The sequence below is a fragment of the Streptococcus suis genome (assembly GCF_002964045.1).
Classification (GTDB): Bacteria; Bacillota; Bacilli; order Lactobacillales; family Streptococcaceae; genus Streptococcus; species Streptococcus suis_U.
Window position 1 is genome coordinate 1 of the sequence record NZ_POPB01000434.1, and the last position, 20,900, is coordinate 20,900.

The 20,900-nt window shown below is 40.5% G+C and carries 18 protein-coding genes and 1 tRNA gene; 7 read left to right on the forward strand and 12 right to left on the reverse strand.

Annotated features, from left to right (window positions below; all coding sequences use genetic code 11):
* Positions 1–580: 580 nt before the first annotated feature.
* Positions 581–653 (reverse strand) — tRNA-Thr (locus C1E99_RS11100).
* A 136-nt stretch (positions 654–789) separates the two neighbouring features.
* On the opposite strand from C1E99_RS11100, the gene C1E99_RS11105 reads away from it, so the two are divergent.
* Together C1E99_RS11105 and feoB are read left to right on the forward strand one after the other, a co-directional pair.
* Positions 790–1,263 carry a FeoA family protein gene (locus tag C1E99_RS11105; protein WP_105107346.1) on the forward strand — a complete coding sequence of 158 codons (474 nt, stop codon included), beginning with the start codon at positions 790–792 and terminating at the stop codon, positions 1,261–1,263.
* The gene (gene feoB / locus C1E99_RS11110) at positions 1,260–3,404 is read left to right on the forward strand and encodes a ferrous iron transport protein B (RefSeq protein WP_105207584.1); all 2,145 of its coding nucleotides are present in this window, start codon (positions 1,260–1,262) and stop codon (positions 3,402–3,404) included. The genes C1E99_RS11105 and feoB overlap by 4 nt, the downstream gene beginning before the upstream one ends.
* Positions 3,405–3,606: 202 nt before the next feature.
* On the opposite strand, the gene ftsX is transcribed toward feoB, so the two are convergent.
* From ftsX to C1E99_RS11145, 6 genes are all read right to left on the reverse strand, one after another.
* A complete protein-coding gene (gene ftsX / locus C1E99_RS11120) occupies positions 3,607–4,536 on the reverse strand; it encodes a permease-like cell division protein FtsX (RefSeq protein ID WP_161943202.1) in 930 nt (309 codons plus the stop codon).
* On the reverse strand, positions 4,529–5,221 hold the full coding sequence (gene ftsE / locus C1E99_RS11125; protein ID WP_105107350.1) for a cell division ATP-binding protein FtsE: 693 nt from the start codon (positions 5,219–5,221) through the stop codon (positions 4,529–4,531). Before ftsE ends, ftsX begins: the two co-directional genes overlap by 8 nt.
* A gap of 196 nt (positions 5,222–5,417) precedes the next feature.
* A protein-coding gene (gene prfB, locus C1E99_RS11130) for a peptide chain release factor 2 (RefSeq protein ID WP_105207585.1) occupies positions 5,418–6,513 on the reverse strand; the annotation gives its coding sequence in 2 pieces (ribosomal slippage) (positions 5,418–6,440 and positions 6,442–6,513; 1,095 coding nt in all).
* A 34-nt stretch (positions 6,514–6,547) separates the two neighbouring features.
* Entirely contained in the window at positions 6,548–7,675 is a 1,128-nt protein-coding gene (queG, locus tag C1E99_RS11135; RefSeq protein ID WP_105207586.1) for a tRNA epoxyqueuosine(34) reductase QueG, read from the reverse strand.
* A 40-nt stretch (positions 7,676–7,715) separates the two neighbouring features.
* A complete protein-coding gene (locus tag C1E99_RS11140; RefSeq protein WP_105207587.1) occupies positions 7,716–8,204 on the reverse strand; it encodes a VanZ family protein in 489 nt (162 codons plus the stop codon).
* Positions 8,205–8,368: 164 nt separating this feature from the next.
* Positions 8,369–8,788 (reverse strand): TM2 domain-containing protein, encoded by a 420-nt coding sequence (locus C1E99_RS11145; RefSeq protein WP_105207588.1) that lies wholly within the window; start codon positions 8,786–8,788, stop codon positions 8,369–8,371.
* Positions 8,789–8,925: 137 nt separating this feature from the next.
* Between C1E99_RS11145 and C1E99_RS15005 the strand changes: the two genes are divergently transcribed.
* Positions 8,926–9,315, forward strand: coding sequence for a hypothetical protein (locus C1E99_RS15005; protein ID WP_162840725.1), 390 nt, complete (start codon positions 8,926–8,928; stop codon positions 9,313–9,315).
* 125 nt (positions 9,316–9,440) lie between these two features.
* Here the strand turns inward: C1E99_RS15005 and C1E99_RS11160 are convergent, their stop codons facing one another.
* The 3 genes from C1E99_RS11160 to C1E99_RS11170 all read right to left on the reverse strand — a co-directional run bounded on the left by C1E99_RS11160 (position 9,441) and on the right by C1E99_RS11170 (position 13,622).
* Positions 9,441–12,125 carry a cation-translocating P-type ATPase gene (locus C1E99_RS11160; protein WP_105207589.1) on the reverse strand — a complete coding sequence of 895 codons (2,685 nt, stop codon included), beginning with the start codon at positions 12,123–12,125 and terminating at the stop codon, positions 9,441–9,443.
* 213 nt (positions 12,126–12,338) lie between these two features.
* Complete coding sequence (locus tag C1E99_RS11165) at positions 12,339–12,725, reverse strand: DUF1934 domain-containing protein (protein WP_105207590.1); 387 nt, start codon at positions 12,723–12,725, stop codon at positions 12,339–12,341.
* Positions 12,726–12,737: 12 nt separating this feature from the next.
* A complete protein-coding gene (locus C1E99_RS11170) occupies positions 12,738–13,622 on the reverse strand; it encodes a sulfite exporter TauE/SafE family protein (protein ID WP_105107357.1) in 885 nt (294 codons plus the stop codon).
* Positions 13,623–13,720: 98 nt separating this feature from the next.
* Here C1E99_RS11170 and C1E99_RS11175 point away from each other — a divergent pair, with 98 nt between their 5' ends.
* The 4 genes from C1E99_RS11175 to C1E99_RS11190 are packed head-to-tail and all read left to right on the forward strand — an operon-like array spanning position 13,721 to position 18,267.
* Positions 13,721–15,034, forward strand: coding sequence for an HD domain-containing protein (locus C1E99_RS11175; RefSeq protein WP_105207591.1), 1,314 nt, complete (start codon positions 13,721–13,723; stop codon positions 15,032–15,034).
* On the forward strand, positions 15,024–15,833 hold the full coding sequence (gene yidA, locus C1E99_RS11180; RefSeq protein ID WP_105207592.1) for a sugar-phosphatase: 810 nt from the start codon (positions 15,024–15,026) through the stop codon (positions 15,831–15,833). The genes C1E99_RS11175 and yidA overlap by 11 nt, the downstream gene beginning before the upstream one ends.
* The gene (locus tag C1E99_RS11185) at positions 15,833–17,056 is read left to right on the forward strand and encodes an aminoacyltransferase (RefSeq protein ID WP_105207593.1); all 1,224 of its coding nucleotides are present in this window, start codon (positions 15,833–15,835) and stop codon (positions 17,054–17,056) included. The genes yidA and C1E99_RS11185 overlap by 1 nt, the downstream gene beginning before the upstream one ends.
* The gene (locus C1E99_RS11190; protein WP_105207594.1) at positions 17,047–18,267 is read left to right on the forward strand and encodes an aminoacyltransferase; all 1,221 of its coding nucleotides are present in this window, start codon (positions 17,047–17,049) and stop codon (positions 18,265–18,267) included. The genes C1E99_RS11185 and C1E99_RS11190 overlap by 10 nt, the downstream gene beginning before the upstream one ends.
* Positions 18,268–18,345: 78 nt before the next feature.
* Here the strand turns inward: C1E99_RS11190 and tpiA are convergent, their stop codons facing one another.
* A complete protein-coding gene (gene tpiA, locus C1E99_RS11195; protein ID WP_004298713.1) occupies positions 18,346–19,098 on the reverse strand; it encodes a triose-phosphate isomerase in 753 nt (250 codons plus the stop codon).
* 175 nt (positions 19,099–19,273) lie between these two features.
* Positions 19,274–20,470 carry an elongation factor Tu gene (tuf, locus tag C1E99_RS11200; protein ID WP_012775011.1) on the reverse strand — a complete coding sequence of 399 codons (1,197 nt, stop codon included), beginning with the start codon at positions 20,468–20,470 and terminating at the stop codon, positions 19,274–19,276.
* Positions 20,471–20,900 lie beyond the last annotated feature (430 nt).

The following is a 20,900-nucleotide window of genomic DNA, read 5'->3' on the forward strand; positions in this document are numbered from 1 at the left end:
TCCAATTGAGTGTGATAATTCCTGTTAGAAGTTGATTGTTTTTTTATTCTAGTGTACAGGTAAATCCACGAATTCTCAACTGGGGGTCTTTACATATTGTCTAAATGACGATAAAAACAAGTTTGACAACTAAATACTCTCCCTTTTGAAACACTTCATTGAGAAATACAGATTCTTAAAATCCTTCCTTCCTAAGCACAAAAAAGCCTGGATGTGTTTGAAACTCCACCTAGGCATAGCTTAAAGTCCACAAAAATAGACTGACTCTTGAAAATCCGTGATGAATCCCATCAAACATGCTTAAACATGCTTGATTATCTTACTATCCCAGAGTCTAGCCCATTAAAAACTTCATAAGTTTATCAATGAGCCTTGTTTTCCTGCTTAGAAAGGAGTGTATGATAAAAAATAGCTTGTTGAAGGACAAGTTGCTTAATCATTTGTTTTACTCCTTTCATATTTCTAAGCCCTATTCTACCATAATAAACATTCATGTCAAGGGATTTTTTGACAATAGGGGCGATTTTAGGACAAAAATAAGAAAAAACCTTGTCAAACAAGGTCTTTCGATAGTTTTCGATGCTAGTTGCCGGGATTGAACCGGCGACCTCATCCTTACCATGGATGCGCTCTACCGACTGAGCTAAACCAGCAGTACTTTATTAGTTTACCATATTATATCTATTTGTCAACACTTATTTTAAAATGTAACATCTATTTCTAAAAATTGTCTGACTTTTTTAAACAACTATGCTATACTATTGTTAGAAAAATCACAAAGGTAATGATATGAAACTGCAAAATCTTCAAATCGGACAGTCCTATATTGTCCAAGATTGTCAGCTAACAGATGAAATTCGCAAACACTTGGCACACTTAGGTTTGAATCTTGGTGTAGAAATTCGCATCATTTCAAAAACAAAAGCCAATGCCATTTTTCAAATTAGATCGAGTCGAATCGCCTTAGATCAGGGAATTATTGAAGCACTGGTCCTAGTTGAAAAACCGATGAACGATGAAACGATTAGCCTATCTGATTTAGCCGTTGGCACTACAGGAATTGTCACAGAAATTTGGGCAATTGGTGAGCTGCGACGACGGTTGATGGATATGGGAATCACGAAAAACACACAAGTATTTCTTAAAAAAGTTGCTCCACTTGGTGACCCGATTGAAATTACACTTCGGGGTTACGAACTAACCCTTCGCAAATCAGAAGCTCAAATGATTGGCGTCCGAAGCACAAACGAGGTGACAGAATGACAAAACACATCGCACTTGCCGGCAACCCAAATAGTGGAAAAACCACACTTTTCAACCTCTTAACTGGAACCAACCAAAGGGTTGGGAATTGGCCAGGTGTTACAGTTGAAAGAAAATCTGGCCCGATAAAAAATCGAAAACAGCTACTACTGCAAGACTTGCCCGGTATCTACTCACTCTCTCCCTACACACCTGAAGAACGGGTAGCTAGAGATTATCTGACAACCAATCAACCAGCTGTCATTCTCAATGTCGTCGATGCAACCAACCTGGAACGCAATCTCTATTTAACGCTGCAATTATTAGAAATGGGCCTTCCTACTGTTATCGCCCTAAATATGACCGATGCCTTGAAACAACAAGGGCGCTCAATCCATTACGACCAACTTGCCTATCAATTAGGTGCCCCAGTCCAACCAATCAGTGCCTTTAAAAAACTAGGTATTCCACAGTTACTACATGAAGTAGAAAAATGTTCTCATCAACAAACAGAACCAATTTTCCCCCAATATGACAAGCAATTCGAAGCAGCTTTATCACAAGTATTTGACCTGTTGCCAGACGAAATTCCAGAATACCAAAAACGATTCTTTGCCATTAAGGCACTGGAACAAGACCCAATTATCATTGAGCAACTAACCCTATCAGCTCAACAGGAAGAAGATTTAGCTGACATAATTGCGATTTTGGAAAAAATCTACGCAGATGATGTGGAAGCCATTATTGTTAACCAACGCTACCAATTGATTGAAAAGATAGCCGAGCTGGTTACCAAGGAAAGCGAAAACAGCTTTAACCTATCAGACAAAATCGACCAAGTGGTCACCAACCGTTTTCTAGGCCTGCCCATCTTTGCTGTAGTCATGTGGCTGACCTACTTCCTGTCTATCCAAACTGTCGGCACCATGGGAACAGACTGGGTTAATGAGGTATTGTTCGGTGAACTAGTACCCAATTATATCCAACACTATATGGATGTTTTTGGCATTGACCATTGGCTACAATCTCTGGTTCTTGATGGCATTGTGGCAGGATGTGGTGCCATCTTAGGATTTGTTCCACAAATTTTTGTCCTCTTTTTCTGTCTGGGAATGTTAGAAGATATTGGATACATGAGCCGCATCGCCTTTGTCATGGACAGGATTTTTAGACGCTTTGGTTTGTCAGGTAAATCCTTCATTCCCATGCTGATTTCCACTGGCTGTGGTGTTCCAGGTGTCATGGCTAGTCGCACCATCGAAAATGAACAGGATCGAAAAATTACCATCATGACAGCCACTTTTATGCCCTGTTCCGCTAAACTGCCCATTATTTCCTTAGTTGCTGGTGCCTTCTTCCCAGATAATCCCTGGATAGCACCGAGTACCTATTTTGTAGGAATGGGAGCCATTGTCCTATCTGGTATGGCCCTCAAAAAGACCAAGCAACTGGGTGGTGTGGCAAGCCCCTTTATCATGGAATTGCCTTCCTATCATCTACCAGAACTCAAAACAGTTCTCCGCTACGCCTTTGACAAGGCTTTGAGCTTTATTAAACGAGCTGGAACCATCATTTTCGTGACCAATATCGTCATCTGGTTCGCCAGCTCTTACAATTGGAACTTGCAACTAGTGGATACAGAAGAGAGTATCTTGGCTGCTATTGGGCGCAGTTTCTCCCTCCTCTTCCAGCCACTTGGTTTTGGAAATTGGCGGGCAACTGTTGCAGCCATTACAGGACTTCTTGCCAAGGAAACAGTTATTGCCACCTTTGGCATTCTCTACCGCCTTGGCGAAACTACTGAGGAAAACCTACAACTATGGGGACTTCTACAAGAAGACTACACAGCCTTGTCTGCCTATTCCTTCTTGGTTTTCAACCTCCTCTGTGCTCCTTGCTTCGCAGCTATCGGTGCCATTCATCGTGAAATGGGAGAAGCTAAATGGACCTGGATTGCTATCGGTTTCCAAACAGGCTTGGCCTACACGACGAGCCTGGTTATCTACCAACTGGGACTTGTACTGTTCTATGGACAAGGTCCAAGTGCCTGGACACTTATTGCCATTCTCTTGTTGCTGGCAGCAATCTATAGCCTACTGAAAAAACCAGCCCATCTTTTACCAATCGTCACCCTGAAAAAATTAGAAAAAGGAGAATACTAATGCCAACACTCGTTCTCTTTCTCATCATTATAGTTCTATTCATTTTAGCCGTCCGAAGTCTGCTCAAGGGAAAAAGTTCCTGTGGTGAATGTTCCTGTGACTGCGCCATTAAGCAAGAAATGAGAGACTCCTCACATCATTCTCACTCCTAACCAAACACAAAAGGTCCGCCACTATCAACAGTGCGGACCTTTTATTGTCATTAAATTTTCAAATAGCGGTTCATAGAAATGACTGAACCAAGTGAACCGATGAGAATACCAATCACAAACAAGGCACCAATCATACTTGGTATAAAGATGTCTTGACTGATGAGTGAAAGATCTTGACTTGCAAGACTGGCATTGACTGAATTATATATCATTTGATATAGGAAATACAATAACGCAGCTGGTAAAATTGCTCCAAGCATTCCAACCCAAGCTCCTTCCCAAAGGAATGGACCACGGATGTAGCTATTTCGAGCACCAACCAGACGCATAATTTGAATCTCACGACTACGCGAAATAATTGTGATACGGATGGTATTCGAAATCAAGAAAATAGCTGTAAAGAGGAGTAAGCCTGTTGCAGCTAGTCCCCAAGTTCGAACTAAATCAGCTAACTTGAAAATGCGCTCTGTCTCTACTTCGCCATCTCGAACCTCAGTTACTCCATCAATTTTTGCAATTTCTGCAGCTACAGATTTAACATAGCTTGGATCCGTCGTATCAATAATATAAGCATCATATAGAGGGTTGGCATCACCTTGGAATAAATTCCAAGTATCTCCTAAGGTTGCTGTAAGCTTTTGCAACTGTTCGTCCTTACTTGAATAAGTTACGGATTGGACATTTTCTAAAGCAGTGATTTGATTATAAACCTTTTGGTAATCCGGATTGGCAACTGTTTCTCCAGCTTCATTGACAATCGTTTCTGCTTGATCAGTCGAATTTGCACGTAAATAGACATTAATTCGAACATTTTGTTCCAAGTCAGAAGCAAGCTTTGCCGTATTCAAAATCACAGAAGTAAACAAACCAACCATGGCCAATGTAATGGTTACTGATGAAATAGCAGCAACGGTCATCCAACCATTTCGTTTTAAACTCTTGAGTGATTCAATAAAGTGTCTAAAAAATCGTCTAATCATCGTATCCATACTCTCCTTGTTCTTCATCCCGTACCAATCGACCGTCTTCGATTGCAATAACACGATGACGAAGGGTATTTACAATTTGGCTATTATGGGTCGCCATCAATACAGTGGTACCCTGCAAATTAATACGCTCCAAGAGGTTCATGATTTCCCATGAATTCTCAGGGTCCAAGTTACCAGTCGGCTCATCAGCAATCAATACTTTAGGATTGTTGACAATAGCACGCGCAATGGCTATCCGCTGTTGCTCACCACCAGAAAGCTCATTTGGGAATGAACGAATCTTATGTTTCAATCCTACCAAATCAAGAACTTCCATAACACGTTTCTTAATATTACGTGGTTTTTCACCAATAACTTCCATGGCATAAGCAATATTCTCAAAGACTGTCTTTTTAGGTAAAAGTTTATAGTCTTGGAAGACGACACCTACACTACGACGTAAAAGTGGAACATCTCTCTTTTTAATTTTAGAGAGGTCAAATCTTCCCACTTTCAAACTACCTTTATCTAGTTTTTCCTCACGATACAAAAGTTTGATAAAAGTTGATTTACCTGCACCAGAAGGACCCACAATATATGCAAATTCCCCTGCTTCAACATTGACTGATACACCCCTGAGGGCAGTCGTTCCGTTTCCATATTTTTTGGAAACATCTTTCATTTCTATAATTCCCATAGGATTTTCTGTCTTAGACAGTCCTTTCTTTAGATTTGAGAACCAGTACTCACAGTTCAGCGCTTTTGTCAAAAGCTAGTTTTTCAGTCACGCAACCTTAATTTTTTTAAATACAGTCAGCATTCCCTCAAAAACTGCCTTGATTAGCGAAAAATGATCTCTAATTTATAAGCACTTAACTTGTAAATATAAGTTCTTAGCTAATTCGCCATTTTAGATATGCGTCAATAAAACCGTCCAAGTCTCCATCCATCACCTTGTCCACTTGAGCTACCTCAAAACCTGTTCGGTGGTCTTTGACCATTGTGTAAGGCGTAAAGACATAGGAACGAATCTGGCTTCCCCAAGTGATCTCTTTCTTGTCACCCTTGAGCGAGTCGACCTCTGCCGCTTTCTTCTCTTGTTCCAATTGATACAATTTAGCCTGCAAGAGTTTCATGGCGCGGTCTCGGTTCCCATATTGGGTACGGTCAACTGTGGACTGCGTCACAATTCCTGTCGGAATGTGGGTCAAACGAACACCTGTTGAGACCTTGTTGACGTTCTGTCCACCAGCACCACCTGAGCGGAAGGTATCCATTTTCACTTCATCATCTCGGATTTCAATTTCAATGGTATCGTCCAATTCAGGCATGACCTCTACAGATGTAAAGGAAGTATGACGACGCTTAGCTGAGTCAAAAGGTGAGATGCGTACCAAACGATGAACACCCATTTCTGACTTAAGCAAGCCATAGGCGTTTGGCCCAGTAAAGCTTAGAGTTACGGACTTAATACCTGCCTCATCCCCTGCCTGATAATCCAAGGTTTCAACTGTAAAACCCTTGGCATTTCCAAAACGCTGATACATCCGCAAGAGCATTTCACCCCAGTCCTGAGCCTCTGTACCACCCGAACCTGGATGGATTTCCAAGATTGCATTATTGTGATCATAAGGTTCTGACAAGAGCAGGGTCATCTCATAGGCAGTCATGGCTTTGTCCAATTCTGCCAACTTCTCAACCAGTTCATCCCGAACAGACTCATCTTCTGCTAGAAAATCTAGCAAAATTTCGGATTCATCATATAAATCCAACATCTGATGGAAATTTCCATAAGTATTTTTTAATTCATTCAACTCCTGAGACGTCTTCTGGGCTGCCAAATTATCATTCCAAAAATCTGGCTCCGTCATCTTGTTCTCAAGAATGGCAATCTCTTCTTCCAGACCTTCTAAGTCAAAGAGACCCCCTAAAAGAAGTTAATTTTTTGCCAAGTTCTTCAATCTTTTGGCGAATTTCTGCTGTATCCATATACACCTCATTTTTATTCATAATCTTTATTATATCACATTTGCAGGTTCTTTACCATGTTGAGAAAGGCTGTTTGCTCCGCTAAGACATCCTCATTGTCCGATTGAATTCCCGCAATAAAGTCTACCATTTCTTCATTAGGCTGTTTGACCAATTGCCCCAAAGCCCAGATAGCCGTCGCCATGTGGACCGGATTTTGTTTTTTATCGATGATTTCTAGGAGTTTGGGAATGGCAGAGCGGTCATTGCTATTGGCTAAGGCAATGATGGCATTGCGTTGGAGAATATTTTTCCCCCGCCAAGAACCAGCAATCATACCAAATTTTTCCTTGAACTGCCCATTGGACAAGTCCAAGAATGGAATCAGCTCAGGCTCAGCCAAATCAGGGTCGATCTCCACCACTGGAGGACTGGAAATTCCCTTGTTATAAGGACAACAAATCTGGCAAATATCACAACCATAGATGACCGTCTTGATTTTCTTACGAAACTCCAAGTCCATCATACCCTTATCCTGTGTCTGAAAAGATAGACAGCGACGGGCGTTCATGGTCGTATCCCCTAACAAACAAGACGTCGGACAAGCTGCAACACAGCGATTGCAATCGCCACAGTCATAATCCACAGGCTGGTCCGGTTCAATTTCTAGGTTGGTCACCAACTCACCCAAAAACATATAGGAACCAAATTCCTTAGAAATGACCAGCCCATTCTTACCGATAAAGCCAATTCCAGCTCTTCTGGCAACAGCAGTATCCACCAAGGCTCCTGTATCCACCATGGCCTTATATTCCAAACCATCCATCAACTGCTCAATCCCACGAGCCAAACGTTCTAGCTTGTCCTGTATGACATAGTGGTAGTCCAAGCCCCAGGAATTCGGCGTTATTTTACCTCGTTTGAACTGAGTTTTCTGCGGTTTGACAGGTAAGTGACGAGGATAGGCTACCGCAATAGAAATAATGGTCTTGGCAGATGATAAAGACAGTTTAGGACGAATACGTTCTTCGATATTCTTATGTTCAAAGCCTGACGAACGCCCTTCTTCCTGACTAGCACGAAGTGATTTCTCCAAATAATCGAAATCATCCGCTGTGGTAAAGCCAATCTTGGAAATTCCTATTTCCTGAGATAATTTAATAATCTCTTCTTTGATATTCATTACATTCATTTTAGCAAAAAGATGATAGCTTTGGCAAGATTTACACAAAGAAATAAGTTGTTAACATAACAAACAAAGTGAATAATAGGCAAAAAACATTCATCCGAGCATAGGCCTTCTCATGCCAAATACTTGTCAATACATACATGATATTAATGCCGATTGCTCCTCCAAATCCATTTGCCAGCAGATCCGTTATATCTGCAACACCAAGCAAGAGGAAATACTGTATGATTTCAAAAGCCAAGCTAACTAGCATGATGACAAATAGATTCAGTGTCCACGATGCCTTACGAAACAACATTTCCATATAAATCCCAAATGGAATAAAACTAATTATGTTGAACAGAATTTCTGGGAAGTTCAAAACTCCATTATAGACGGCTGTCCCTGCCAGAGGGATGAAGTTTATACTAGCAAAGCCATAGCGACCATATAAGATACTCAGATCAAATTTAAAAACAATCATCCAAGTCAATAAAAGGAGGTAGGTAAAAAATAAAAACACACTTATTTTTCTTGTCTGCATTATTACTCCTCCTTTCTAGCATATTTTACCATTATATCATAAATGCTTACTAGTAAAATGTCACTTCTATGACAATCACCAAGACTTATTACAAGTACTTTACAAGCACAAAAACAGAAAATGGAAGATAATACATATCCTCCACTCCTTCTCAATTGTCTACTCTATGAAAAAGTCTGACGACCATACTTAAAAGCCTTATATTGATGGATTTGATTCATTAATCGCTGATAATTTTCTTCCTTACAAGCCTTCATAATCAAAAAGCAGTCAATGAATTTCCAAATATACAAGCCCATGAATAACAGAAAACCGATTAGAATAAACATGGTTATGAACGATACTCCAAAAGCTATCAACTTGGCTAATCCCAGCCTCTTATCCCCAATATAAAATCGATCAACTCCAAACTCGCCAAAGAATATGGCTAAAACCAAAGCAACCAAAGGTTGGCGCATGTCTACCATCATCAGTGCATTCAAAGCACCCTCATCTAAATCCTCTAACTCTTTCTGAAGAAGAATCAACTTATCAGATGGCAAATAACTACTCTTACTAAATACATAATTTTGCAGATAATTCATATATAACCTCACTCACAAAAATTATAGCAGTTTATCAAAATTCAATCAAGTATTGCAGGAAAACCAAGACACAAAATTCATTTACTTTCGTTTTCGGATTTGCTACAATAAAATTAGAAATTTGCAAGAGGTGTCCCATGCGTGTAACGATTTCTTATCCAAAAAATCCCAAACAATCTGCCACTAACAAACTTCCCATTCTAATGGACGGGAAAATCGCTGGAACCCTTACCCAAGGAAAAATTCTTAGCCTGCCCCTTCAAAATCCAACGGCTACACTTGGTGTGCGAGGAGATAAAAAATCAGCCATTCCAGTTAAACAAAACGATCGGATTCAAATCAAGGAAAATGCCAACTACTTCATTCTCCACTATTTCAGCTTAGCTATCATTCCCATTGTCTTACTGTTTGACTTACCAGCACTTGTCAAAATAATCCTCTCCATACTAGCACTAGCCATCACTTTGTTGGGACAAGTAATCTTCCCAAAATACCTTATCAGTACAGAAAAAAGCTCAGACCACTAAATCTGAGCTTTTTCAAATGATATAGTCTTCAGTTTGCTTTTAGTACAAGGCAACGAGGCGCAGGCTGTACTGAAGTACGGCAAGGCGAGTTAACGAAGTAATAAAAGATAAGCTGAATAACTATATTAGATAGCCTTTTCATCCAAGCCCAACTTACGTTGTACAAATTTAACAATTTCTACAACGACAACCATGAGACCTGAACCAATTACTGTTACCATCCATTGAGTTGGTGTCAAGATTGAAACCTTGAAGAAGGTGTTGAATCCTGGAATCACAACAGTTGCCATCAAGAGCAAGAAGGCAGCTACGATAGACCAGTTAAAGAGTTTGTTCTTGAATGGACCAACGGTAAAGATAGATTGGTAAACAGACTTAACGTTGAAGGCATGTACTAACTGAATCAATCCAAGAGTAACATATGCCATCGTAAGAGCATCTGCATGAATTTCTTCATAAGTGCTGTGTTCTGGGTAAAGCAGTGCAAAACCATAGACACCAAGTACCAATGCTGTTTGTAGAATACCCTGATAGACAATAGAGCTCAAGACACCACCTGAGAAGAAGCTTGAGTTACGACCACGAGGTTTGTGCTGCATAACACCTGGCTCAGCAGGTTCAACACCAAGGGCAATCGCTGGAAGTGTATCTGTTACCAAGTTAATCCAAAGAAGATGAACTGGCTCCAATACGTCCCAACCAAAGAGGGTTGCAAGGAAGATACACAATACCTCAGCAGTGTTAGCTGACAAGAGATACTGGATGGTTTTTTGGATGTTTGAGAAGACCTTACGTCCTTCTTCCACCGCAACGATAATAGTCGCAAAGTTGTCATCTGCAAGGACCATATCAGAAGCACCTTTCGAAACTTCCGTACCAGTGATACCCATACCGATACCGATGTCGGCAGTCTTCAATGATGGTGCATCGTTAACACCGTCACCAGTCATGGCAACAACCTTACCATCATTTTGCCAAGCCTTAACGATACGAACCTTGTGTTCTGGAGATACACGAGCATATACAGAATATTGCTTGAAGACTTTTTGGAATTCTTCATCTGTCAATTCATTGAGCTCTGCACCTGTAAATACATGGTCTTCTGTATCGTTTGGATCGATGATACCAAGACGTTTTGCAATTGCCTCAGCTGTATCTTGGTGGTCACCTGTAATCATAATTGGACGGATACCAGCTTCCTTAGCAACACGAACAGCTTCTGCTGCTTCAGGACGCTCAGGGTCAATCATACCAACCAAACCTGAGAAGACAAGGTCGTTTTCAACAACGTCAGATTCCAATTCAGGAATAGCATCAACATACTTGTATGCCATCATCAAGACACGAAGGGCTTGTTTAGCCAAGTCCTTGTTAGTGGCAAGAATGGCTTGTTTATCCGCATCGGTAATCGGACGGATTGTACCGTTTTCTTCAATTTGCGTTACACGTTTGAGCAATTGGTCTGGGGCACCTTTAACAGCTACAAAGAAGTTTCCAGCAGCTTGTTGGTGAACAGTTGACATCAATTTACGTGTTGAGTCGAATGGCAGTTCAGCCACACGAGGCTCAGAAACCAAGACTTCACGAACATCAAAGTTTTGATCCAAACCAAATTGAACAAGTGCCGTTTCAGTTGGGTCACCGATTAATTTACCAGTTGGGTCAACTTTTGTATCGTTGGCAAAGTTCATTACACGAAGCGTTGTATTGCTTGCATCCAAAGTTTCTTTTGCATCAATCAATTGACCATTTGTATAAACCTTTTCAACCGTCATTTGGTTCATGGTCAAAGTACCAGTTTTATCTGAAGCGATGATTTCTGTTGAACCAAGTGTTTCAACGGCTGGCAACTTACGGATGATCGAGTTACGTTTTGCCAAGACCTGTGTACCAAGAGAAAGGACAACAGTTACGATTGCTGGCAAACCTTCTGGAATAGCCGCAACCGCAAGGGCTACAGATGTCATAAGAGCAGGCAAGATACCTTCGCCACGTACAAATACTGAAACAGCCATTGTAATCACAGCGATGACCAATACTGCATAAGTCAATACCTTAGACAATTGGTGCAAGTTTTGTTTCAACGGCGTGTCTGTCTCATCTGCATTGGCAAGCATGCCTGCGATGTGACCAACTTCCGTGTACATACCTGTGTTTGTAACCACACCAAGACCACGTCCGTAAGTAACGTTTGAGTTTTGGTAAGCCATGTTGACACGGTCACCGATTGGTGCATCTTCAGCCAAAACTGCTGACAAATCCTTATCAACCGGTACAGATTCACCTGTAAGGGCCGCTTCTTCGATTTTGAGGGAGTTGGCTTCTAGCAAGCGCATATCCGCTGGAACAACGTCACCTGCCTCAAGCAAGACGATATCGCCTGGAACCAAGTCTTTAGAATCAACCTCTACAACGTGACTATCACGAAGGGCACGCGCAACAGGGCTTGACATATTCTTCAGAGCTTCAATAGCGGCTTCCGCTTGACCTTCTTGGTACACACCAAAGGCAGCGTTAAGGATAACCACAGCCAAGATGATGATGGCATCCGTCAAACCGTGCGAACCTTCTGTAATCACCGTCAAGAGTGCTGCTGCAATCAAGATGATGATCATCAAGTCCTTAAACTGATCCAAGAATTTTGCCAAGAGTGTACGCTTTTCACCCTCATCCAATTCATTACGACCATAGTCCGCTAGACGTTTGCTAGCTTCGGTGCTAGACAAACCATCTAAAGAAGACTCCATGCTTGACAATACTTGCTCTTCGCTTTGTGTATAAAACAAATCGCGTTTTTGTTCTTTTGACAATTTCCTTCTCCTTTTCGGCCCCTTTTCTACCTTTTACAATAAAAAAGAGACCTGCTTTATTAAAACAAGTCTCGCTATTTAAGATAGTGCCGGAAACGATTTTCGGAATGACGACACTACCACGGAAAATTCCGTTAGCTACTCCCTCGATTTGCTAACTATTATAACAAACTTTTGAGGAATTTCAAAGAATATTTTCTATGAAAACGTTTTTCATTTCCAGCTAATCTTCATCTTGTAGCTAGCAAATTTTTGTTGATTCTCCAGTCCATTTAAATCATAATGGAGGACTAGTTCTTGCTGTTCAGCACTCAGCTCATACAAGTTGGTTTGTGTGACAAAATGCTGAATTCCCATTGGTGTTGGAATGGTCACTATTGCTTCTTGTTCTTTTATAAATCGCATGATAGACTTGGGATTAGAAAAGCGGGTCATGACGAGTTCTTCTTCATCACATTTGATAACAACCTTTTCTTCCTCTTCGTTTTGATAAATGAGATAGTGCTTCCCATCTTTTACCCTCACTTCTACTGGAAAGGTCTGGTCTATCACTTCCAATTGCCCATCTAAATCAATTTCATTTTGCAAACGAATGTTCATCTTAACCCCTTACTATTTGACTGATTTGACAAGTGAAGAACGTAAAAGAGTTAATCCAGTATAAGAAGCGATAAAGACTACTAAAATCTTCAAATTATTCACATCTAAACTAGATAAAAAGAAGGCCGCTGTCAAGACTCCTAAAACTCCACCAACAATAATACCTGGTACTCCTGGCCAGTTGACACGCCCAGATTGGATAAATTGTTTGGCACCCGCTGTCATAATCATGGCTGCATTCAACATCATGACTGGTAGTGCAACTGCAGGACTAATTCCCATCAATGAGAAGAAAATCAATTCTGGCGCGTAGTTTCCAAGTCCCATACTCATCAACATACCCACTAAAAAGTCAAAGGCAATTCCAACAACTAGTTTCCAACCAGTTAGGCCTTTTATTTCATTTGTAAGATCTGCTCCAGGGTTGGTTATCATCCGGTAGACCATGAAACAGGCTGCAATTATCAACAAGATACCCAGAATCCGTTGAACTTTTTTGGTATCCCATTTTTGCGTTACCCTTGCCCCTATAAAGGCACCTGAAAATGCTGCAGTAGCCATTGCAAGTAGCGTGACCATATCGACTTCCACTATGGTAATAAAGAGCAGAGCTTCTACCAAAACTGGAATGATATGAGCTGTGGTCATGGTAGCAGGAATCTTCCGATCATCCTCGACTAACTTTGTCAATTTGAACATAGTCGTTGTCGTTGCAAACGTTCCGATCCCCAAGGTATCTAGCAAATCGGTTATATAGCCAATACCAAATCCAGTCCAAAACTTTTCAGTTAGAGATATCTTATGCTTTTTCGCATAGGATAGAATCGTATAAAGCATCCAAAGAATCAAACCTACTATGAAGATTTGAATAACTAATAAAATGTATTGATTTGTCATTCCTCTATTATATCAAAAGTTTGTTATCCGTAAACATCATTTGGTGAAAAGTTGGATAAACTCAGCAATCTCTTCCCATTTCTGCTATAATTGAAGTTATGATTGAAAAAGTATTCCGTGATCCAGTCCATAACTATGTTCATGTAGATCATGAATTGATTTACAAGCTTATCAATACAAAGGAATTCCAGCGACTACGCCGCATCAAGCAATTGGGAACAACTTCCTATACTTTCCATGGTGGCGAGCATAGCCGCTTTTCGCATTGCTTAGGTGTTTATGAAATTGCACGACGAATAACCCTAAAATTTGAAGAAAAGTATCCCGACTTATGGAATCCTGCTGAGAGCCTAGTAACAATGGTTGCTGCCCTTTTACATGACATTGGTCATGGGGCCTACTCTCATACTTTTGAACGCCTATTTGATACGGATCACGAGGAAATGACTTGTGCTATTATCACTAGCCCAGAAACAGAAATCAATGCTCTATTAAAACAAGTTTCTCCTGATTTTCCAGACAAGGTCGCTAGTGTCATCAATCATACCTATCCCAACAAACAGGTCGTTCAACTGATTTCTAGCCAGATTGATGTGGACCGTATGGATTATTTGTTAAGGGATTCCTATTTCACAGGAGCCAACTATGGTGAATTTGACCTGACCAGAATATTGCGCGTTATCCGCCCAACTGAAAACGGCATTGCCTTCAAAGAGTCTGGTATGCATGCGGTCGAAGATTACGTTCTCAGTCGCTATCAGATGTATATGCAGGTCTACTTCCACCCAGCCAGTCGCTCAATGGAAGTTTTATTACAAAATTTACTCAATCGGGCTAAATTACTCTATTCCAACCAAAAAGACTTTTTTGCTCGAACATCACCTCGACTGGTGCCATTCTTTGAACAACAGGTAAGCCTGCCTGATTACTTAGCCTTGGATGACGGAGTCATGAATACCTATTTCCAATCCTGGATTGACGGTCCTGACCGTATTTTATCTGACCTAGCTCATCGTTATATCAATCGAAAAGTTTTCAAATCGATCACCTTCAAGAAAGAGGACGAGAATGCCTTGGAATGCTTACGCAGGCTAGTAACGGAAGTAGGCTTTGACCCTGATTATTATACGGCTATTCATCATAATTTCGACCTACCTTATGATATTTACCGTCCAAATGCTGAAAAGAAACGGACACAGATTGAAATTTATCGTAAAGATGAAACTTTAGTAGAGCTTTCCTCTCTATCACCAATTGTCCATTCCTTATCCGGGACTATTCACGGAGATAGTCGCTTCTATTTCCCCAAAGAAATGCTAGAAGAAACTGGCATTTTCGCCCTTCAAACGGCTGAATTTATTAGCCATATTCACAACGATCATTTTATTACTGGAGAAAAACATGTCAATTAAACTCGTTGCCATAGATATTGATGGCACCCTTCTGAACAGCCAACATAAAATCACACCTGAGGTCTTTTCAGCCATTCAGGACGCAAAAAAAGCAGGCGTGAAAATTATCATTGCCACAGGTCGCCCAATTTCCGGTGTTCAAGCAATTTTAGAAGAACTCAATCTGACAGAAGCAGGTGACTACGTCATCACATTTAACGGTGGCTTAGTCCAAGATGCAGCAACTGGTGAGGATATTGTCAAAGATACCTTGACTTATGAGGATTATCTAGACATTGAATTTGCTGCCCGTAAACTCAAGCTCCCAATGCACGCCAGCACCAAGGAGGGTATCTATACTGCCAACCGTAACATCGGTAAATATACCATTTACGAATCAACACTAGTAAGTGCACCCATTTTCTATCGCACTCCGGAAGAAATGGCTGACAAGGAAATTATCAAAACAATGATGGTTGATGAGCCAGAAATTCTTGATGCTGCTATTCCACTTCTACCAACCAGCTTGACCGAGAAGTTCAACGTAGCAAAATCAGCACCATTTTATTTGGAAATCACACCTAAAACCGTTAACAAGGGACAGGCTATCATCCAATTAGCTGAAAAATTAGGTCTGACAATGGACCAAACCATGGCCATCGGTGATCAGGAAAACGACCGCCCAATGCTAGAAGTCGTTGGCAATCCCGTTGTCATGGAAAATGGCAATCCAGAACTTAAGAAAATTGCCAAGTACATCACTAAATCAAACGACGAGAGTGGTGTAGCACATGCTCTCAGAGAGTGGGTATTAAATTAATGTATACATATCAAGTTGGAATCAGCCCTGAAGAACATGATCAATTCGCCAAGGCTAGTCCACAAACCAACCTATTACAAAGCTCATCTTGGGCTAAAATTAAAGACAACTGGGGAAATGAACGAATCGGTTTTTACAAAGATGGTCAACTGGTCGCTAGTGCTAGCATTCTCATTCGTCCTCTGCCACTCGGTTTCACACTACTCTATATTCCACGTGGTCCTATTATGGATTACAGCGATGTTGCTCTTGTTGAATTTGTGCTAAAAACTCTTAAAAAATACGGTAAGACCAAGCGTGCTCTATTTGTCAAATTTGATCCTGCCCTTCTCTTGAAACAATATAAACTCGGAGAAAATACCCAAGAAATAGATGCTACCCTGCACGCCATCAAAGTGTTGACACAAGCAGGTGCGGAGTGGATAGGGCGAACAATGGATATTTCCGAAAGTATCCAGCCCCGTTTCCAAGCCAACGTTTATACAAATGCTGACATTGTTGCAACTTTTCCCAAACATACCAAGCGACTGATGAAAGATGCTACTACACGTGGAGTTATCACTACTAGAGGTAGCCTTAAAGATGTCCCAGCATTCGCTGAGGTTGTCGCCTTAACTGAAAGTCGTAAAGGAGTGGCTCTCCGAAGCAAGGAGTATTTCCAAAAAATGATGGAAACATATGGCGACGATGCCTATCTCCACCTTGCCAAGGTCAACCTTCCAAAACGTCTAGCAGAATATCAAGAACAGCTCCAACAAATTGAAAAAGATTTATCGGAAACAGCTGAACACCAGAAAAAACGTCTCACAAAACTAACCCAGCAAAAAAACTCTGTTGTTAAGTATATTCAAGAATTTGAACAATTCGTCCATGACTATCCAGAAGAATTGATTGTCGCAGGAATCCTCTCTATCCGTTTTGGAAATGTAATGGAAATGCTGTATGCAGGCATGAACGACGAATTCAAAAAATTCTATCCTCAGTATTCACTTTACCCAAAAGTATTTGAGGACACCTACGCAGATGGAATTATTGGGGCAAATATGGGTGGTGTAGAAGGTAGCCTTGACGATGGTCTAACCAAATTCAAGTCTAATTTCAATCCAATGATTGAAGAATATATTGGTGAGTTTAACTTGCCAGTCAACACCCTGCTGTACTCACTGTCCAGTAAATTATACACATTAATAAAACAATTAAGGAACAAGCACTTATGTCACTAATCGAATTAAGAGCCGAAGAATTCTCAGAGATTATTCAAGTAGCCAGTGAAAAATCATTTCTACAGTCCGTTGAGATGGCTGATTTGTTAAAAAAGAGAGGCTTCAACACTCATTTTTTAGCTTATCGTACCAATGACCAATATAAGGTTGCTGCACTCGCTTTCAGTAAAGCAATGACCGGCGGTCTCTATATGGAACTCAACTCTGGACCAGTCTGCCTAGATGAAGCCTACCTCCAGGATTTCTATCGTGCCTTAAAAGACTACGCACACGCACATGGGGTTCTGGAATTAGTAGTCAAGCCCTATCAAACCTATCAAACCTTTGATAAACAAGGGTATCCACTCAACACGGAAAATCCAAAAAACATTCACCTGTTAACACACTTAGGTTTCACACATGATGGACTTCAAACTGGTTATCCAAATGGTGAGCCAGTCTGGCACTTTGTAAAAGACTTAACAAATTTGGATAAAACTAACCTGATTTCTAGTTTTAATTCAAATGGAAAACGTCTTATAAAAAAAGGATATAGTTATCCTATCACTATTCGCCCACTAAAAAGGGAGGAACTGAGTATCTTTAAGGATATTCAAGATGCAACTTCAGAAAGAAGAGGATATCAAAATAAAAAGTTAGATTACTACCAAGATTTCTATGATTGTTTCAAAAATAATGTCGAATTCTTAGTGGCAACTATCAATTTCAAAGAGTACTCAGAACAATTAACTATAGAGAAAGGACTTGTCCAGAAAGAAATATATCAATTGGAAAAAGATCTAACTTCTAAGAAAATTCAAACTAAGCTCTCTATGGAAAAAAATAAACTTTCAAAAATCGAGAAGTTACTTGAACAGCTACAGACCTTTCTAGCGAAAGGGTATACAGGTGACACAGCTATAGCTTCCAACCTAATTATCTACACGAAGCAAGAAACCTGCTACCTTTTTGGAGGATTCTATCCTCAATTTAAACAATTTAACGCTCCATACCTATTACAAGAATACGCTATGCAACAGACTATAGATAAACGTATTCCACTATACAATTTCCTGGGAATTACTGGTGATTTCGATGGTTCAGATGGAGTTCTCCGCTTTAAACAAAACTTTAACGGATATATAGTTAGAAAAATGGGAACCTTCCGCTATTATCCAAACCCTATCAAATTCAAAACCCTTCAATTGTTGAAAAAAATACTCAGAAGATAACAACAAGACAAACACCAGCTAGTTTATTGGTTTTGAATTCAAAAAATCCATTCGCATCAGCGAATGGATTTTTACTTTTTAGAAGTTCAACAATGCCAAGAAGCTTTCTGCTTCAAGTGAAGCACCACCAACAAGTGCACCGTCAACGTCTGGACAAGCCATGTATTCAGCAACGTTTGATGGGTTTACAGAACCACCGTATTGAACACGAACTTTGTCAGCCACTTCTTGACCGAAGTCAGCTGCAACAACGTCACGAACAGCTTTACACATGTTTTGTGCATCATCTTTAGTAGCTGATTTACCAGTACCGATTGCCCAGATTGGCTCATATGCAATCACAAGTGACGCAACTTGCTCAGCAGTCAAGTCTTTCAAAGCTGCAGAAACTTGTGCACCTACGAATTCCACTGCTTTACCAGCTTCATAGGTTTCAAGCGACTCACCACAGCAGATGATTGGAGTCAAACCGTTTCGGAAGATTGCGTGTGCTTTTTTGTTGATATCTTCGTCAGTTTCATGGAAGTAATCGCGACGCTCTGAGTGACCGATAACAACATAGTTCACACCCATTTCAGCCAATACTTTTGGAGATGTTTCACCAGTGAAGGCACCAGCATCTTCAAAGTAGCAGTTTTGAGCAGCAACTTTCAATTCAGAATCTTTAGCGAACCACAAGAGAGCGTTCAAATCTACAGCTGGAGCTGCGATAGCTGCTTCAATTTTGTCGCCAGCAGGCAATTTTCCTGCAATTGCCTCAACGAAAGCTTGCGCTTCTTGAGGGTTTTTGTTCATTTTCCAGTTACCGGCAATGATTGGTTTACGTGACATTTCACATACCTCTTCTATTTTATTTTACAAGGTCCATTATAGCATAAACTTAGCTAAGATTAAAGAATTTCTGTGCATTTTATGAATACTTACAGAAAAACTCTCCACTCGAAAGTGGAGAGTTACAATTTTTGTTGTCTGACAAATAATTGTTATATCTGGGAACTCAATCGAATTAAGCTTCGATTTCTGTAACCATACCTGAACCAACAGTACGTCCACCTTCACGGATAGAGAAAGTAGTACCTTGTTCAACGGCGATTGGGTGGATCAATTCAACGTCAATAGTAACGTTATCACCAGGCATTACCATTTCAGTACCTTCTGGCAATTTGATTGAACCAGTTACGTCAGTTGTACGGAAGTAGAACTGTGGACGGTAGTTGTCGAAGAATGGAGTGTGACGTCCACCTTCTTCTTTAGTAAGGATGTAAACTTCACCTTTGAATTTAGTGTGTGGGTTGATTGAACCTGGTTTAGAGATAACTTGACCACGTTCGATTTCATCACGTTGAACACCACGAAGAAGCACACCAACGTTATCGCCGGCAAGACCTTCGTCAAGTTGTTTACGGAACATTTCAACACCAGTAACAACTGCTTTAGATTTTTCTTCTTGAAGACCAACGATTTCGATTTCGTCGTTGACACGAACTGTACCACGGTCGATACGTCCTGAAGCTACAGTACCACGACCAGTGATTGAGAATACGTCCTCGACTGGAAGCAACAATGGTTTGTCAGTGTCGCGTTCTGGTTCTGGAATGTACTCATCAACAGTGTTCATCAATTCCATAACGATGTCTTCGTACTTAGAGTCACCTTCAAGAGCTTTAAGAGCTGAACCTTGGATAACTGGAAGATCATCACCTGGGAAATCGTATTCTGAAAGAAGATCACGGATTTCCATTTCAACCAACTCAAGCAATTCTTCATCGTCAACCAAGTCAACTTTGTTCATGAAGACGATAAGGTGTTTAACACCAACCTGACGTGAAAGAAGGATGTGCTCACGAGTTTGTGGCATTGGACCGTCAGTTGAAGCTACTACAAGGATCGCACCGTCCATTTGGGCAGCACCAGTGATCATGTTTTTAACATAGTCCGCGTGTCCTGGAGCGTCGATGTGAGCATAGTGACGTTTTTCAGTTTCATACTCAACGTGTGCAGTGTTGATTGTGATACCGCGCTCGCGCTCTTCTGGAGCAGCATCGATAGACGCATAGTCTTTAGGTTGGTTAACTGATGAAGGCAAGCGACGTGCCAATACAGTTGTGATAGCTGCAGTCAAAGTAGTTTTACCGTGGTCAACGTGTCCAATTGTACCAATGTTAACGTGTGGTTTACTACGATCGTATTTTTCTTTTGCCATTTTGGTAAAAGCCTCCAATAAAATATATTTTATAGATAGACAGTAGGCAATACGGTCTAACTTTACCTTACTATTCTATCAAATTGTAGCAGAATTGCAAGTATTTTCTATTTTTTTTGTTATTTATTGCTTTTTAACTTTATATTTTGCTATTATTTACTAAAAAGAGTCTAGACAAAAACTAGCTAGTTAATAAAAAACATAGAAAGATTTAAGGTGATTTTGATGAAATCCAGCCGAACTATATGTGTTGTGATATACTGTTTATATATATTCATGACTTTCTAGTTATTTTATCATTATTATAATGATAAAGCGGCTCTATAATTTCTGTAGTGGGTAAATCCACCGTGGAGATTATGGAGCCTTTTTGAGTGTAGAAAAAAAGTCCCATATGACCTATAATGAAAAGCGACTAAACAACTCATTA